This window comes from Vibrio sp. BS-M-Sm-2 (assembly GCF_041504345.1).
Taxonomy (GTDB): domain Bacteria; phylum Pseudomonadota; class Gammaproteobacteria; order Enterobacterales; family Vibrionaceae; genus Vibrio; species Vibrio satsumensis.
Map to the genome: position 1 here is coordinate 1,116,108 of NZ_CP167895.1, position 16,140 is coordinate 1,132,247.

Here is a 16,140-nt window from a genome sequence, read left to right on the forward strand (position 1 = left end):
TCTATCCAAGGTTTTTAATAAGGAACATTATAAATGCGGTTTATTATAATTATAATTCTAACTCTAGATATAATCGCAGCAATGTTAAGTTTTATAGTATATTACTCTAAATATGATATTACGGGGCCTTTATGGGAAATTGATGAGGTGATACTGAGTCAAAATGTAGACATAGGGACCAAAGAAAACGCCAAATTCCACTTGGTTAAAGCTAAGTTTACACTATTGTATTTCTCCGATGGAAAGTTTACGGCATCTATTACTGCAGAGACCGATTACAAGAATGGATTGAAAGAGTCGGTTACACAGGAGTTTATGGGAAGTTGGGTGAGGCAAGGGGAATACATTGATATGAGGATAGATGACTCTCATTCTATAATGGGCTATCCAGACGACCAAACGCTTGTCGATAGAATTGATTATTACGCAAGAATCGCATTGGATCAGAGCTACATTGTTAACTATTACAAGGGAAGACTTGTTCTGATTTCTTCTCATGCGGGGGGACCTATGTTGACTCTTTTCCCTACATCAGTCTAAGTTAGGTTTTCATCTACCATAAAACCTAAATTTATATTTTTTTATACTTAAGTTTGCGTGTGATTTAGGATGGCATTTGTGTGATTCACAGAGATTCACTGTAACTTCCATGCGTTAAGTCAAAGAATGTGGGGAATTATTTGACCTCGTGACTTTGACCTATGCCATTTTCATCATATCTGAAAACCAAGCTAAACGATAACGAGTTTAGTTCTAAATCCATCATTGCTAAGTTGCAATTGTTTAGTTCATCGTTCGACAAGTTGGATCCAGTTACGCTCAGTCGTTGGGTAAATGGACGAACAATTCCCGCTCTAGAAAAGCAACTGTTAGTAGTACGTTGTTTCGACTTCAACTTTTACCCTAATCTACAACACATTATTGCACCTGCTGTTCCCCGTTCACAGTTCACAGTTTACGAATCGCTTTTCAATAATGTTGAGTCATCGTATCACAGCATACTGACTTATAAAGAAGCATCCGACTCGAGATTGAAACCCTCTATCGAGAAAGTTAACTGGTCTAAGCTGCAGTGTTTATTACCAGGGTTTTATGAATCTACTTTGTCTTATAACCGCGCCCTTCCCGTTTTAAATCGACTAGATGAAAATAATGTGACTTTCTGTTCATTGCGTAGTAGAGACAAAGTCATATCACATCTATCGATTAGTCATGATATTAATTATTTGAAAGCGATGTTTGGCCATAACGTAAATATTGACTTCGATAAGGAATCAGTCGTTTTTAATGTTGGATATTACTCTAATAGAGAACATTACAAAATATTAGTAGGGCTGCTTCTAAACCATATTTGTTATCATCATGAGAAAATTGAAGATTTTTATGTAATTGCAAGAGGCATGGGTTTTCTAAAATTAATTGAGAGCTTTGGGGGGAGCTATTATCAGCTAATAAAGAAGATAATGCTATTGGCAATGTTTATTTACTCAAGATGGATTTTATGAGAACAATAACGAATCCATTCGTGTTTTCTTTGCTGAAGGAATTATATGAAACTTATAAAGATATAAATTAGTACATTTTAGATAGTTAACAATACGTTTGTAAAATTTATTACTAGTCTAGTCGACTAGTCTTTTATGACAACATCATAATTGATATATAAAAATACAAGGATAATTATTATGCAAAAATTAATGAGAGTGAATTGCTAATGTTCATTAATTCAAGATACAAAGCTAGAAAATCGATAGTGGCACTTATGATTGCGCTAGTAACCGGTTGTAATGGAACATCTGATGACGGTAGCACGTCTCCTGGAAATAGTGGGCAGCTTCCTCCCCCAAGTGAGGGGACGTCGACTTTAAGTGCTGAAAATACGGTCAATTTATCACGAAATATGTCCTCTTCTCATGTGTTACTTGAGGGGAAAATACACTCGTCCTCTCAGAAAGGGAATAACATTGTCAGCTCTGTTAGCCCATTAACCGATCTCGAGTCATGTCAAGATATCTCAGTCGATTCTACAGGTTATTCGGTGAACTTCGATGATTTTGTCGGTGTTTGCGTATATAAATACGATGCAACAAACTCAGCCGTTCCTGACCAGAGAGCGTCTGCGTATGCCATTTCGGTCGCGCAGAAAAGTGTTGATAATGAAGTAGCGCTCTTTACGTCTATTTCAGAAACGACACTTGTGGGTGAAACTCTGGTTATTGATCTGAAAAACGATCCTAACTTTGTAACGCAAGTACCTGAAGGTTACACGATGGATCAAGACGTCACGCTCGTTGGTGAAGGTGAGGCAACGGCAGATGATACTAATCAAACTATTACCTACACACCCACAGAAGACTCTGGCTTTGCAAAAATTATTTACTCTTACAGTAATGGCAGTGAGGTCAAATTAGGAAATATTGCGATTTCTGTATCAACGTCTGCGAACGCCGCGCCTATCGCGCCGCGCATCGATTATTCAAATGATCCAAATGGATCAAGAGTCAATGCCAACGAAGAGGTGATTATCGATTTATCGACTTATGTTTCTGACGAAGACGGTGACTCACTTCAATTAATTTATGTTGATTCTTGGAACGCTGCGGTTTCACCTTTAGATACTGAAGATATGAATAACCTCAAGCTAAGGTTTGAAACAACAAAAGTAGGTGAACACTTTGTATCATATGTAGTTTCTGACCATTACGGTGGTTATGCCACAGGCATGTTGCGGATAGAAGTATATGACTCAGAAGCCGCCCCGAATTGGGGAAATCTTCCCTTAGATATGAAATATTACTTCGCACCGCTGGTTAAATCTGAAGCGGACGCCCAAGGCGTGACTTACACCAGTACTCACCTTGACGTAGGTGCTAACAATGCAAATGTAGCGACATTTAACTTCCAACAAGCAAAAGACTTGTGTAAAGCAAGTGGAAGGCTTCCAACCGCCGAAGAGCTAGCGGCATTAGCCAATATTGGAGGTGTTGGGCCTGCCGCGTACGACGGGTGGCCAGTCGAGATTGACTATTGGGCGCTTGACAGTGGTTCGGCGTCCATTGTTAGCTTGAAGTCCGGCCAAACAAGCGAAACCCCAAATGCAGGGGGGCAATATGTCACATGTGTAGGTGAAGGTGGCTACCGTATAGACAGTGCCAAGTCCAAATTGGTAGCGATTGGTGATGGAGAAGATCAAGCAAGTGTCGCAGTTCAGGCTACTTTCAATGGTGAACCTCTAGAAGGTATGACGGTGGAGGGCGCTGTGACTGGGAGCGCAAATCTGGTAAGTACTTCCCTTAAAACCGACGCAAACGGATACGCAAGCTTTAACGTGGTGGATGCGATATCTGAGCAGGTCACCTTTACAACCAACTTAGAAAACAGCACTTTCACACCATCTGTGCAGCTACAGTTTACTGGTAACCCTAACACGGCGGACTTGCAACTTACCGCGGTAACGGATAACCAACCAATGAGTGGAGTGAACGTTTTTGAGTCATCTTTGAAAGACGCCACCGGGGCTCCAGTGGCTGGACAAAAGATTGATTACAAAAATTTAGATCACTTGACTTTCACATTATCGAGTGAATTAACGAATAATGATGGAAAGCAAACCGTATCGGTGTCGACTGACGTACAAGGAGAGGATGAATACCCATACGTAGTGGATGCAACATATATTCGCCCCGATGAGTCCCAAGACACCCAATCACTGAATATGACCTTCTCGAATGGTCGATTAGAATCTGTTTCAAGCAAATCAGGGAATAACGCATTCGATCTTCAACACCCAAACTCTGTAACCGTTGTAGTGAGTGATGAGAGAGACACCCCGAACGAGGTAACGCTAAGAATTAAGGGACCGGCAGTCTTTACATCAAACGGAGGTAAAGAACTAAGTACAGATGCCTACACCCAGGCTATAGGTTCACTGCACTTTCTAACCCAGACTATTAAATACGACAACGAAAACGACAAAGAGAAGAACTCACTAGACAACATAAACTACGAAGTCGTAGTTACAGCGTACGGCGACACGATAACCACACCACAATACTTTACAAGGATTCCGCAAGCAGTAGGGAAGTCGGGTACAGTCTACGTCCAGTTACCTCGAAAAGAGGATGGGGAACCCTACACGGAAGAAGAACGAAAGACGGAATGCCAGGCCCGCGGTTTGTACACACCGGTAAACGAAATAGAAGGTTTTAACTGGGCCGCAGATCTGGGGTTCACATATTATGCTGATAGCATCTACGATACACCGGAAGCTGCGCAGAGTCTCCTAGACATGGGATGGCAGTTCACCCAACGCCAACCAGGTTCAAGCACTTCAAATCTGACGTTCGGTGTGAACGGACGCTGTAAATCAGGGTGCACGAATTACTTTACGAGCCTCTGGTCCCAAGCGCATAAAAAAGTTCCGGGCGAACACGACGAATGGGCAGAATGGGTAGTGGACAGCAGTTTCTACCAAGGCGATGCATTCGCATCGGAAAGGAACAACCTGATATGTGTGGTCCCAAAACTGTAGCTCATAAAGCATAGGGCACCAATATGGTGCCCTTTTTTGTTGAGTCTTATTTAGCACCCGAGGAACGTAGAACTCCTGATGTTGTTAAATGGTGAAAGAACAATGATCGAACAAGTGATTAATAATTTAGATGTGGCCTACCGTAAAATTTATCAAAGTAAATGCAAAACAAATGAAAGTAATGATTTGTGGCATCTTGCTCATGATTGGGGCAATCAAAGGGCGGAAATAAGTGATATGTTGCGACGGGAGTCATATCACTTTAGCCCCGTTCGTAGTTATGAGTACAAAGACAACAAGTATCTTTATACGTTTAGAACCGTAGACGCTTTGGTGATCAAAGCCATCGCGTTAACGTTAATTGAAGTATTGCCGAGATCTCCTTTATGTCATTCATACAAAGGGCATGGCGGTGTAAAGCAGGCCCTAGCGAGAGCACAGGTATGTGAGGGCACATACCTATTAAAGACAGATGTACAAGACTATTACGCCTCGATAGATCATTTTCTTTTATTAGAAAAACTCTCTGCTTATACAACTCTGGATTTGCTACGCCTAATATACAGAGCATTAAAATGTCTGAATATGCATTTAATATCGATTGAAAAAGGTTTACCTCGGGGATCTGCCATGTCACACGTATTAGGTAATTTCTATTTACATGAGTTGGATATGATTTTTTCTCAACGCTGGACAACACAGCGTTACATTCGATATATGGACGATATTCTGGTGGTAACAAACTCTAAAGGTGCATTGAGAAGAGCTGATAAAACGATTAAGAAAACGTTAACTGAACTTAATCTAAAATGCTCATATAAGAAAAGCTATATAGGGCAGTTGTATGACGACAAGGAGTTGTTATTTCTTGGTGAAAATTTGAATTAGCATGCTTTGTTGTTATTTGTTGGGTTGGTGTTAATTATCTATTTTATCAACATGTATAGTTCGTTCCGTCTTCAGCAGTCTGTTGAAGCGTTTAATTTTTATATTTAATACAAGAGTTTAATAATGAAAAAGTTAATTTTAGTTAGTCTTATCTCATCATTTGTTTCAGCTGCTGCTTTTGCAGCCCCAGGTGCAAGTAAAGGCCCAGCACCAGACGAAGGTAGCGTTGATACAACAAGTGCGACACTAACTTGGGAAGCAGATGTGCCTGTAATTATCCCAGGCGCATGGGTTACTTTTACAGGTGAAGGCGGTTCGATGACGTTGACCTCTGGTGATCTGAATGTAGAAGCAGATGGTTCATTCGCTGCATCACCAATCAAGCTAGAGCTTCATACTTATGATGAACCAACAAACACTCCAGGAGAACTTGTTCAAGTTGGTCAAGACCAATTTAATGGAATGAGTGTTGACAGTATTAATTACTCGGTAACCGCGCCTACATTTTCTAGCCTAAAGGGTACAGATGTTTCAAACGTAGTTGCAAAAGTTAGCATGGATGAGAAGCTAGTTGCTGTTGATGCAAAAATCCCATCGACTAGCTCTGAGACATCTTGGACAGTAGCGGGTTCCGATATAGCGGCAATGGTCGGTGGTGACACCATTACAGCAACAACGGTTGTTCGAGCTGATGTTGCATTTGCCTCTAGTGGCCCGCTAGAAGGTTAACCTTAGATATATGTACAGGGCTGGGAAACCAGCCCTTAATTTTTTGGAAAGTATAAATGACACCACCCTTAAAGTTAAATATTTATCTATTGTTGATGTTTTTCTGTTCCACTACGATGGCAGAAACCTCTCAAACTAAAGTTCTTCAGCTAAATGCACACATCGATAATGAAGATTTCTTTTCATATCAGGTTACAAAGTTTGGGTTTGATGAATCTCAGCTTCTCGTTAATTACAATCGTTTTACAGAGAGCTTTTATTCGGAATCAACCGACCTTATCTTGGAAACGGATATTCCGGTAGGCTTTTCAGCGGGTTTTGAGTTAGTTGCAAAAAATCTTTCGAGTGTTTGCGAAAACGCTGCTGGAGAGATTGTTCAGAAAGACTTTGCAAGCTATTGGATTGATGGGGAGGAGCTATTTCAGGATGCTCCTCTTCACTTCGATAGTTTTAACAACGCTAGCCGACTTTATCTTAACGATAATCGAGAGTTTACTGTGAACTTTGAAGCTTTACCAAATTTCGATGTTAGTAAGGCATATTGTAAAGGTGCGGCAACATTGCTTGTCTCGTTGGATTTTTAAAGATTTAAGAAGTAGCTATGGTAATTTTAAGAAAAAACCTCTATCACTGTATTCTTTTAAGTCTAGCAGTATCTCAAAGTGTACACGCTCAATTTATACCCAAGGAGTTTAAACACTTTTATGACTTTGAAGAAAATAAAATAATGTTATTTTTACCTAATGATTCGAACTTTGAATCACTAGGGTATTCTAATTATTACGGTGTAAATAATATAGAGGATGAACAAAGCTTACGTGTGGCAATTCTTAATTCTGGAATAAAAGAAAAATTTGTTGATGAAGTTATTAGTGCTATAACAGCTGGTAAAAACATAGAAAATGATGGTGGTGTAAGAACTGATTTCTCTTTTGAAAAAAAGACAATGAATGTTAAAGTCCCGGCAGAATATCTAGACGAAGGCCGAAGAGAATTACGTTACACAAGCCTTGAGCCTGATACTCAAGCTTTAATTTTCGGAAATCATTTGTTTGCAAGTTATTATGGACAAGATAGTAGCGCCACGCTCAACTCAGATCTTACGATGGGTCTCGGGAATGGGTATGTTTCTAGTGATTTTACACTTTCAGGTGCGAGCAACCAAGAAGCATCGCTAGATAGTAACGCTATATTTTATGAGCATAACATTAACTCCATTGCGTTTCGAATTGGATATGATGCTTATGGCGTTGACAAGAACAACTCGACATCTAACTTAGATTACTCCAATACAAAAGATAACTATTACATAAGCGTTTCTTCAAGTGATAATCTATTTATTTCTGATGACGAACAATCAAAGAAAGTTTATTTCGATATCAAAGGCTCTGGTACAGTTGATGTGTTACGTGACGGGCGTACTATTTACACACAGTCTTTTTTAAAAGGGCAACACAGTATCAGTTATAAACACTTACCCCGAGGAAATTACAATGTAGAGTTGGTGATTCGCGCTGACGGTTACTCGGAGGAAAGGATTGTTCGTAGAATCAATAATAATATCTCACAAACATCTCATAATGGTTACGACTACAATGTCACGGCAAGAGAGTCGACATACGATACTGGAGAGCATGGTGATCAGAGTTCAGAAGAGAGTCTCGTGTATGGTGATGCGTCTTTTACCCAGTCGTTACTTCATGATTCTTTGATGCTTGGTGTTAGTACTCAATCAGATGGTGAGGACTTTGGTTTTGGTGCTCTTGCTAATTATGCGAGTGATTGGTTGGATGCAAGTGCCTATTATAATGAGATAGATGACGGCCATTTTTATAACGGTTCTCTTAGTGTTGTTGGTCTTAGCTTTGATTACCAAAACTACAACGGAAGTAAGAAAAATCGAGTCTCTGATATTTCCCCATTACTAAAGGCGATTTACGGGGCGCAGTCTTTTGACCAAACGACAATTTCTTATTCTCTGCCGATCTTGTCTTCAAGTCTCAGTTTTTACGGTAGCCGAGCTCGCTATGACAGTTTGGGTGCCAATAGTGGGTTTGAAAGTCAGAACTTAGCTATAAGCTATAACACTATGATTTTTAGAAACTTACAATTAAATTTAGGTTTTAGCCGTTCGCTAAATGACAATTTTAATCAAGCTGTTGATATTGATGATATTTATTCCATAAGTATGACTATTCCTCTTGGCGATAACCATACGACATATTCTTCTGGTATCGACTCATCAAGTCGCACTGGACAAAGGTTAGTTAATAGTTTGGCATATGATAAGGAAGACATAGCTCTACTAGACGGTGTTGATACAAGTGGTAATGCAGCGATTAATAACTATATCGACGGGGCGCAATCGGAAGTTTCGTTGAATGGCCGAATCAATATGTCAAACAATACATTTAATTCGAGCGCTTACGCGAATATCTCGAATAATTCTAACACAAATTTATCGATTAACGCTGACTCTACATCGGTGATTACGAAAGACGGAATCTATCAAACAAAAGAAAATAGTAAGTCTTACATAATTGTCGAAAGTGAAGCTAGAGGTGGAAATACTAATAAGGACGAAGAAGATTTTGGCGTTCTTGATACCCAAATAAACTCCGGATACCATACCAGTATTCCAATTGACTCTAAAACGAGAATTGTAGGGTTAAATGACTTTTCTACTTATAATTTTCAGGTTGATAGTGAAATAAGCGGTTATAAGAGTAGTAAAAATAATCATGATACCCGAAGTAAAATGTTCACTTACCCTGGGACCGTTCATAAAGTTTCTAATAAAGTGGAACCAATTGTCACTTTCCTTAGTTACTTTGAAGACTTTAACAATAACCCGTTAAATGATGTTAAGTGCATTGGTGACGGTTGTGTTTCTGTCGGTCGTGTGGGTGATGGTATTTACTCAATTTCATTAGTGAAAGACAAGCCTTTTAAAGTGGCTTCGAGTGGAGAGTTCTGCTTTGTTGACCCTGAAGCTATAGATAATAGTGGCGTTATGACAAAGTGTTTTCCTAAGATTGAAACACTTGATAATGGCATGCAACTTGTGTCTTCAGGTTTAGGGGACAAAAAAGATAGTATCTATTATTTGGGAGTTTTAGACGGTGAAATACCAAATAGCATTCTAGAAGAATCCCAAAAAGAAAAAATTGAGTATATTCAATATAATTTCGCTAATAATATTCATTTGTTTGCTAAGAGCGATGTCGATTTAAACGAGAATGAATCATTCGACATCGTAAGTAAGCAAGTTTTTGATGACATACAGAACTATGTTAGAACTCCTGGTAACAGTGATTTTTTTGCTAAAAATAGGTAAGACTATGTACAAATATATATTTTTTCTTTTTACTGTACTTTTCAGTTGTCAGAGCATGGCAGTCGCGGTGAGTAGTTTATTTGAAATCGCAGATAAAGACACACACATCGCTGATATTAAAGTCGAGAATAATGATAAACAAGATATGTTTATCAATATGGAGATGCTTAAGGTGCGCTATGTTGATGGAAAAAAAGTAATCGAAAAATTAGATCGAAAAAACTTTGATGACTGGACGTTTAGCGTATCTCCGTCTCAAGTGATTCTTGAGCCAGGTGAAAGAAAGACGATTAGGATGATGAATCATTGCGAAGACGCTTGCGATTTTAAGGAAGATCAGGTTTATGCGGTTGATATCACTCCTGTGCCTTATTACGAAGGAAAAAAGTCAGCTGTTGCAGTTGCTTTTGGTTACCGTACCTACTTCTTAGATCCGGTTAACACCGATAATGTTGAACTCGATTACGATTTAAAGAGAATCGACAAAGATACATTCGTGTTCACAAACCGTAGTAACACAATGTTAAATGCAGTTCTTAATACGTGTACAAGAGAATATTCGTCCGATTGTATATTTGAGCACCGACTGCTACCTAATTCTACTCGAGAATTTACTTTCCCTAAAGGCAGTGACGACGGAAGTAAGCAAACTTTTTCGGTTATAAATGCGAATGAGGAAATAAATGAACAGGTTATTTTATAATTTAACAGTCGCATGTTTTCTCCTAACATCTTCTTTCGTTCAAGCATCAACGATTTACGCAAAGATCACCGGTGACGTGGTTGAATGGAGTGGCGCAACCTTGAATAGTGGGGAAATTCAGCCTTTACAATGGCAGCCCAGTGAAAAATTCAACATGCTTCCAATAGCACGTTGGAGCCCAGGGTTTTATCAGAATAGCCAGAAGGAACTTACGTTCACTTCGATGACTGGCGCTAAGTTGAGCACTTCGTTTAAGCATACTGGTATCGATTTTAGAACCTCTAATAAGTTTGTTCAAACATCCGAGGTGATTGGTAACGCACAACGGTGTCAGGAGCAATCGATAGCCGGTGGTGATATCCGGTTACGATCAAATTCGTCATGTGGGGCTGACTTTATTCTTGATCAAGGAGGGAAGTTCAGGCCGTTCGACTTTTACCGACCGAGCTTCAAGTTACCGTCGCTATTATCCGATTTTATGCAGTCAAAGCTACCTGCAGGTAAATATATTGCGACGTTCAATGAACCTGTAGCTTATTACCTTATATATGAGGAAAACCAGATTGAGTCTTATCAAATCTACCAAGATCAAGTACAAATAGTCATTGATTATCAGCCATCTTTTTTGGAGTCAGTTCAATTGTTAGGGGATGGGAAGTTTGATGTTAGCTATGACACTGATAATCACACCGCTGAAGGAAAGGCACGTTACCGAGTTCACGTTAACGGGTATATTACTCCAGGCATCAAGATGTCGTTTAAATCATCTGGACTAGAAGACGATTTTTCTCTTGTTGACCAGAAATCTAACTCGAAGATCCCTTACGATTTGGTTTGTGAAGCTTGTGTGGACAAGCAGGTTATCAAAGATGGAGTGATGGACAAAGATTTCGCGAAAATTGGTTTTGAAGGGCAAAACTTGGGCTTCGATTTAGATTTCAGTTTTAATAATTTACACTACGGAGACGTCGATGAAGGAGATTATTCTGATGCAGTTACCGTCATTTTTGAGATCGATATCTAGCACGTCGTCTTTAACTTTTTCTTTAGTGCTGCTTTCTTTCTCTTCTTTCGCACAGTCGAATGATATCGCCATTCGTGCGGGAGTAGGGCTTTACAACGAAATTGATAATTCTAGTTCGGTTTCCGAAAATTTGTCTAGCAATTTTGTAGTTGGTACACAATTACCAATAAATGATTTTTGGAGTGTTAGTTTAGACGGCTTCTTCTTTGAAAATATTGCAAGTAGCGCTTACGTCGGTACGACCGTAGATTATACAGCTCAGATGAGTGATGATTTTGAGTTGTATGGACGTCTTGGGGTGGATTTTGTTAATGGGGAAACGATTCCCAAGGCCGGCCTAGGTATTGAGAAACGTATCAGTAATACACTCGGGTTAACTATGGAAACAATAGCAAGAGATACTGATCGCTTTGCTGACTATCAATTTATTATTGGGGCAAAGTTCAGTTTCCCAACAGATAACGTAATTGAAACCCCAGCAGATGAGGGTATGCCAGATATTTACACCCAAGAACCAGAAGAAAAAGTAATAGTAAAAGAGTTAGATCAAGTTAGAGAAGAGAATGAGCACGCTAAGCGTCCTCCAAAGTACTATAGAGTTATTAAAGGAGACACGCTTTGGGGTATCTCGCTACGTAAAGGCATAGCCTTGAATAGGTTAATACACTTAAATGAAACAGTGATTGAGACCCCCGATCTTATTTATCCAGGAGATATACTAAAACTCTAAATGTAATGACGTCAGATTAGCTACTTTCGAGCAGTTTCTATTCAATAGTTGTGGTAAACCTAAAAGGCAAGAGAGTAGCTTACTTTCTTGCCTTTTTATGTATGGAATACTAGGAGTATGAACAAATTTGGTTAATCGATCGAATTCAGAACCTTAATTATAGGGTACGATAGTTTGGGGTTGGAGGAGCAAATGAAAATATCTAATTTCAGATGCATTAAGTCACATTTGTTTTACAACCAATTTACCAGCGAAATATTACAGAGGCTTCTATCCTGATTAGATTTTAATTGTGAATTGATCTAAAACGCAAGGGTCTCGCTCTAAATTTAGGTAGCCCCAAAACAGCAATAACCTACCTAATAAACTAATGATTTACAGCTAGCGCAGCGGGAGGCCCCATGCGGGCTTTATTATATAAAGATAAATGGGTATTAGGTCTAAGGGAAATTTATTGGAATTTGTTAATCAATTGTTGATCTACGTGGTTGGGCGAGGACAAACCCTAGAGAATAAAGTCGTAATAGATGATAACTACTTAGGTTTTTGAATTATCGATGAATTAATGTATACAGTCGTAAAAATGAGCGAAGAGCACGGTGTTTTGGGGAGTAGTATATAGGGAAATTTGTGCTAGACGTTACAGTTTTTCGATACAGGAGTGATTGGTAAAGGAAATAATGGATTTTTTCTCTATATTTCGAGAGCATGGCTTATACATTTATGTGACGAATTGGAATCTAAGATATCGCTAAATAAAATAGCAATATCTTATTGGTTTATTCTTGTTTATTATCTAACTTATTATATGTCTGTTCCGCTAAACAGCCATCACATACTTTTCGTGTTTGTTTTCTTTTTAAAAAACCATTTGAGTGGTTACTACTGAAAGAATAGAGAATTAAGTCTTCCAATCTGTCTGCCTTAGATAAAGCTTTACGTCGTTTTCTATCGGGGTCTATAAGTTTCAATTTGTCCATGTTAACTCCTACTACAACAAATTACTTCGATAAAATTATTACACTTCTATCGTTGGTTTTGTTAGCAGGGGTTATCTTGTTGCATATCCATTATGCTAATTGGTAAGGGCTGTTATCAGTTTATTTTGTACGTATTGGAAGATATTATTTATAAGGGTTCATTAACAAGGTAGGATATCTTTCAGTCTGGGTAGGTGTATTAAGTACAGTCGTATTATTGTGTCGTTAAAGCCTCGATATTACTTTAAATATGTAGTTGTTAATGGTTGATAGGTCTATTGGTACATTTTTAAAAAAAAGCCCAGTTCAAAAGATACTGGGCTACAAAATGCTCTTGACGAACACTAAATAACAAAACACATCACACACTTTTTACGATGTGCAGAGAATGTATCATATTGGTTAAATAATGGTATTGATTTTTGTTTTTGATATAAATGTTGAGAGGGGGTTCACATTTTTCATTTTTGGAAATGAGGTGTAATTGTGAAATGAGGCGTCCTTTCACAAAACATAGTCATTATATGAAATACTTCTGTGTACCACTGAGTTAATTTGGTAGTGTTCTTTTTGTTGGAGCCCATTCAACAAATAATAAAGTCAATAAATAATAAAGTAAGGTAAGCAAATGACATCTACTGACAATACTTATAAAGCAATCCAATTGGCAAACAAACGACTTTCTATTCGCGACGCTAACGGCGATGGTAAAGTAAATCTGGAAGAGTTGAAAGAATTCTATGTTAATGACGAGCAATTAAATTGCTATTTTTCAAAAAAAGAGTTGAATGAAATGGCAGGCGAATATTTTACTGAATTAGACAGAAATGGAGATGGTTATATCAAAATGTCTGAAATGTCTGAGAATTCTGAAGCAATTAAATGTTTGGAACTTGCCAATGCTCGCCTATCAATTCGTGATAGAAATGGAGATGGTGTTGTGACATTGGTAGAATTGGAACAGTTTTATGTTAATGATGAACAACTCAGTCTTTATTTTTCTGAAATAGAGTTGATTGATATGGCGCGTGAATACTTCGAAAAATTAGACATAAACAAGGATGGTGTAATTAGACAAGTAGAAATGATTTAGAGTCAGATTTGGCGTGCAATTAATTGTACGCCTTTAGAAATGGAGTTTTATTTCGAGGCGTTTATTCAATTGGCTAATTTAAATTTTGGAACTATATGATATGTTTTATATTATTGGGTTCCAAACCTTTCCCTATATGGGCTATTGTAAATAATCGGAGTAATACTATGAATGAAATAAAAAATAATAAAACCCAAACAAGCACTATTAAGCCAGGAGAAACTATCGAACTTTGGCACAAGGATACGCCAATAATTCCAGAAGTGGGGTATAACACTCATATTAATAATGTCGGCGATACATCAATTAAGGCGATTTATCAGTGGAAGCCGCCTTTGGGCAGTCACTGGAAAGAAGTGAAGGATCAAACGTTTCTCCCTGGCGAAGACGGGGTTTTTCATTATAATGGTCAATCTTTTTACCACCAAAGGGTTGTGGTACAAAACTTAAGTAATTCAGTCTCAGCGAAGCTTGAATGGAATATAATCCATTATGCAACAGTTGGAGATTAGAGTTAGATTCTATGTGTGACCCGTCCTGATATGGGTTGACACTTGAACGACTAAAACGCTCGATGTACTTCATCGGGCATTTTGTATTTTAGAGCTGTGTGAGGCCTATATTCATTATAGATTTTACTGATTCGGCGACCATTTTCTTTGCTTCATCTAAATCATTAGGCTTATTCAACAGATACTCCATCTTCAGTATTCCGTTGATCCTCTCTGCCAACGCATTCTGATAACAGTCATAGCCATCAGTCATTGAGCAAGATACACCATACTGTCGATGCAACTCTTGGTATTCAACAGAGCAGTACTGAACACCTCGGTCTGAGTGATGGACAAGCTCACCTGTATTCTTCCGCCCTTTCAACGCGTTTAAAAAGGCCTGCTTGACCGTGCGAGCTTTCATATCATCACCTATGTGATAGCCCACGATTTTTCTTGAGTAAGCGTCCGTCACTAAACTGAGATAAGTACTACCACGCCGCGTTGCTAGATAAGTAATATCGGCAACCCATAATTGCTTTGGTCCTTCCGGTATTAAGCCTTCTTTGATTCGATTTGGATGGCAGTAAAAGCGATGATTACTGTTTGTGGTTCGATGGTAAGCCCTTCGATTCTGTACTAATAATCGATTCATTCTCAGCAAAGAGAATAAGCGGTCTCGCCCGATTTCAATATCGTTTTGAGCAAGTAAATACTTGATCTTACGAGTCCCTATACGAGGGTGCATCATCCTTTGCTCCTTCACAAAACCGAGTACGGATTCATCTTTCTTTGTCTGATGAATTTCTGCAACACAGCGCTTGTAGAAAGCTTGTCGTGTAACTCCTATGAAGTGACAAGCTTTGGTGACGGTCAACTTTCTGACCGTTTTTTCCTTAATAACTCGGCCTTGCGCTTCTTTGAGATTCGGACTCCGAAATCTCGATCCATGACTTTTACAACCGCTTCAAAGAACTCAGCTTTGAGCTGAGTTTCTTCTAATTGCTGCTCGAGTTCTTTGATTCGTTGCTCTGGGTTTGAGTTGAGGAAGAGTTTGACATAGTCGCTCCTAACGCTCTCGATTGTTCTGTTCCTTTAGACCAATCTAGTTGACCATGTTTGCGAAGCTAAACTAAAACGGTAGAGCGACCTTGGATCCCATAACGTTCTTGAACTTGCTTATAAGTCATTTCGCCTTTTTCAACCTGGCCTACGAACGCCAATTTAAAGGCAAGAGAATAATCTCGTTGAGTTCGTTTACTTGTTGTTTTCATGACACTCTCCAATTTCATGTTAGAGAATGTGTCAACCATATTTAGGACAGTACAGTGATAATAGATAGGGTATATCTTCGAGTCTTATTAAGTGGTTACTTATTAGTAGGTGTTCGGTTTATACCCTATTACCATTTTTTACCTTCAATTTTTTTGATTCCTCAGTTTAAAACCATATGAATATCCCTAATTTCGAGATGCTTGGTATGTCTCTAAATTTAATTTGCTTTATTTTTAAGACAGTTCTGGCAATATCCGGGCCCCGAGTTTGGTTAATTTGTTTTGTAATCTATATGGCAGTTGGTATTAATCGAAAATATATCCAAATGGGGTTGGACTTCCCGGAAGTATTTGGAGGAA

General features: G+C 38.7%; 12 protein-coding genes and 1 pseudogene. 11 read left to right on the forward strand and 2 right to left on the reverse strand.

Annotation, left to right across the window (positions count from 1 at the left end; genetic code table 11):
• Positions 1 to 33: 33 nt before the first annotated feature.
• The 9 genes from AB8613_RS20930 to AB8613_RS20970 all read left to right on the forward strand — a co-directional run bounded on the left by AB8613_RS20930 (position 34) and on the right by AB8613_RS20970 (position 11,942).
• Positions 34 to 540 (forward strand): hypothetical protein, encoded by a 507-nt coding sequence (locus AB8613_RS20930; RefSeq protein ID WP_372384922.1) that lies wholly within the window; start codon positions 34 to 36, stop codon positions 538 to 540.
• A 1,360-nt stretch (positions 541 to 1,900) separates the two neighbouring features.
• On the forward strand, positions 1,901 to 4,531 hold the full coding sequence (locus AB8613_RS20935) for an adhesion domain-containing protein (RefSeq protein WP_372384923.1): 2,631 nt from the start codon (positions 1,901 to 1,903) through the stop codon (positions 4,529 to 4,531).
• Between the two features lie 102 nt (positions 4,532 to 4,633).
• Positions 4,634 to 5,419 (forward strand): reverse transcriptase domain-containing protein, encoded by a 786-nt coding sequence (locus AB8613_RS20940; protein ID WP_372384924.1) that lies wholly within the window; start codon positions 4,634 to 4,636, stop codon positions 5,417 to 5,419.
• Positions 5,420 to 5,542: 123 nt separating this feature from the next.
• Complete coding sequence (locus AB8613_RS20945) at positions 5,543 to 6,148, forward strand: hypothetical protein (protein WP_372384925.1); 606 nt, start codon at positions 5,543 to 5,545, stop codon at positions 6,146 to 6,148.
• A 56-nt stretch (positions 6,149 to 6,204) separates the two neighbouring features.
• The gene (locus AB8613_RS20950; RefSeq protein ID WP_372384926.1) at positions 6,205 to 6,732 is read left to right on the forward strand and encodes a hypothetical protein; all 528 of its coding nucleotides are present in this window, start codon (positions 6,205 to 6,207) and stop codon (positions 6,730 to 6,732) included.
• Positions 6,733 to 6,749: 17 nt separating this feature from the next.
• A complete protein-coding gene (locus tag AB8613_RS20955; RefSeq protein ID WP_372384927.1) occupies positions 6,750 to 9,485 on the forward strand; it encodes a TcfC E-set like domain-containing protein in 2,736 nt (911 codons plus the stop codon).
• Between the two features lie 4 nt (positions 9,486 to 9,489).
• Positions 9,490 to 10,188: a pilus assembly protein gene (locus AB8613_RS20960; RefSeq protein WP_372384928.1), complete on the forward strand. Its 699-nt coding sequence runs from the start codon at positions 9,490 to 9,492 to the stop codon at positions 10,186 to 10,188.
• The gene (locus AB8613_RS20965; protein WP_372384929.1) at positions 10,169 to 11,212 is read left to right on the forward strand and encodes a hypothetical protein; all 1,044 of its coding nucleotides are present in this window, start codon (positions 10,169 to 10,171) and stop codon (positions 11,210 to 11,212) included. The genes AB8613_RS20960 and AB8613_RS20965 overlap by 20 nt, the downstream gene beginning before the upstream one ends.
• Positions 11,160 to 11,942 (forward strand): LysM peptidoglycan-binding domain-containing protein, encoded by a 783-nt coding sequence (locus AB8613_RS20970; protein WP_372384930.1) that lies wholly within the window; start codon positions 11,160 to 11,162, stop codon positions 11,940 to 11,942. The genes AB8613_RS20965 and AB8613_RS20970 overlap by 53 nt, the downstream gene beginning before the upstream one ends.
• 779 nt (positions 11,943 to 12,721) lie before the next feature.
• Here AB8613_RS20970 and AB8613_RS20975 read toward each other — a convergent pair.
• Complete coding sequence (locus tag AB8613_RS20975; protein ID WP_372384931.1) at positions 12,722 to 12,922, reverse strand: hypothetical protein; 201 nt, start codon at positions 12,920 to 12,922, stop codon at positions 12,722 to 12,724.
• A gap of 628 nt (positions 12,923 to 13,550) precedes the next feature.
• On the opposite strand from AB8613_RS20975, the gene AB8613_RS20980 reads away from it, so the two are divergent.
• Together AB8613_RS20980 and AB8613_RS20985 are read left to right on the forward strand one after the other, a co-directional pair.
• Positions 13,551 to 14,015 (forward strand): EF-hand domain-containing protein, encoded by a 465-nt coding sequence (locus tag AB8613_RS20980; RefSeq protein ID WP_372384932.1) that lies wholly within the window; start codon positions 13,551 to 13,553, stop codon positions 14,013 to 14,015.
• A gap of 167 nt (positions 14,016 to 14,182) precedes the next feature.
• The gene (locus AB8613_RS20985; RefSeq protein WP_372384933.1) at positions 14,183 to 14,527 is read left to right on the forward strand and encodes a hypothetical protein; all 345 of its coding nucleotides are present in this window, start codon (positions 14,183 to 14,185) and stop codon (positions 14,525 to 14,527) included.
• A gap of 50 nt (positions 14,528 to 14,577) precedes the next feature.
• Here AB8613_RS20985 and AB8613_RS20990 read toward each other — a convergent pair.
• Positions 14,578 to 15,780, reverse strand: a pseudogene (locus tag AB8613_RS20990) (IS3 family transposase).
• Between the last annotated feature and the right edge of the window lie 360 nt (positions 15,781 to 16,140).

Excerpts from the sequence above, each read along its gene's own strand:
- AB8613_RS20940 (WP_372384924.1), top strand. The coding sequence starts at position 4,634 with ATGATCGAACAAGTGATTAATAATTTAGATGTGGCCTACCGTAAAATT.
- AB8613_RS20965 (WP_372384929.1), top strand. The coding sequence starts at position 10,169 with ATGAACAGGTTATTTTATAATTTAACAGTCGCATGTTTTCTCCTAACA.
- AB8613_RS20960 (WP_372384928.1), top strand. The coding sequence starts at position 9,490 with ATGTACAAATATATATTTTTTCTTTTTACTGTACTTTTCAGTTGTCAG.
- AB8613_RS20950 (WP_372384926.1), top strand. The coding sequence starts at position 6,205 with ATGACACCACCCTTAAAGTTAAATATTTATCTATTGTTGATGTTTTTC.
- AB8613_RS20985 (WP_372384933.1), top strand. The coding sequence starts at position 14,183 with ATGAATGAAATAAAAAATAATAAAACCCAAACAAGCACTATTAAGCCA.
- AB8613_RS20945 (WP_372384925.1), top strand. The coding sequence starts at position 5,543 with ATGAAAAAGTTAATTTTAGTTAGTCTTATCTCATCATTTGTTTCAGCT.
- AB8613_RS20970 (WP_372384930.1), top strand. The coding sequence starts at position 11,160 with ATGAAGGAGATTATTCTGATGCAGTTACCGTCATTTTTGAGATCGATA.
- AB8613_RS20975 (WP_372384931.1), bottom strand. The coding sequence starts at position 12,922 with ATGGACAAATTGAAACTTATAGACCCCGATAGAAAACGACGTAAAGCT.
- AB8613_RS20955 (WP_372384927.1), top strand. The coding sequence starts at position 6,750 with ATGGTAATTTTAAGAAAAAACCTCTATCACTGTATTCTTTTAAGTCTA.
- AB8613_RS20980 (WP_372384932.1), top strand. The coding sequence starts at position 13,551 with ATGACATCTACTGACAATACTTATAAAGCAATCCAATTGGCAAACAAA.
- AB8613_RS20935 (WP_372384923.1), top strand. The coding sequence starts at position 1,901 with ATGTCCTCTTCTCATGTGTTACTTGAGGGGAAAATACACTCGTCCTCT.
- AB8613_RS20930 (WP_372384922.1), top strand. The coding sequence starts at position 34 with ATGCGGTTTATTATAATTATAATTCTAACTCTAGATATAATCGCAGCA.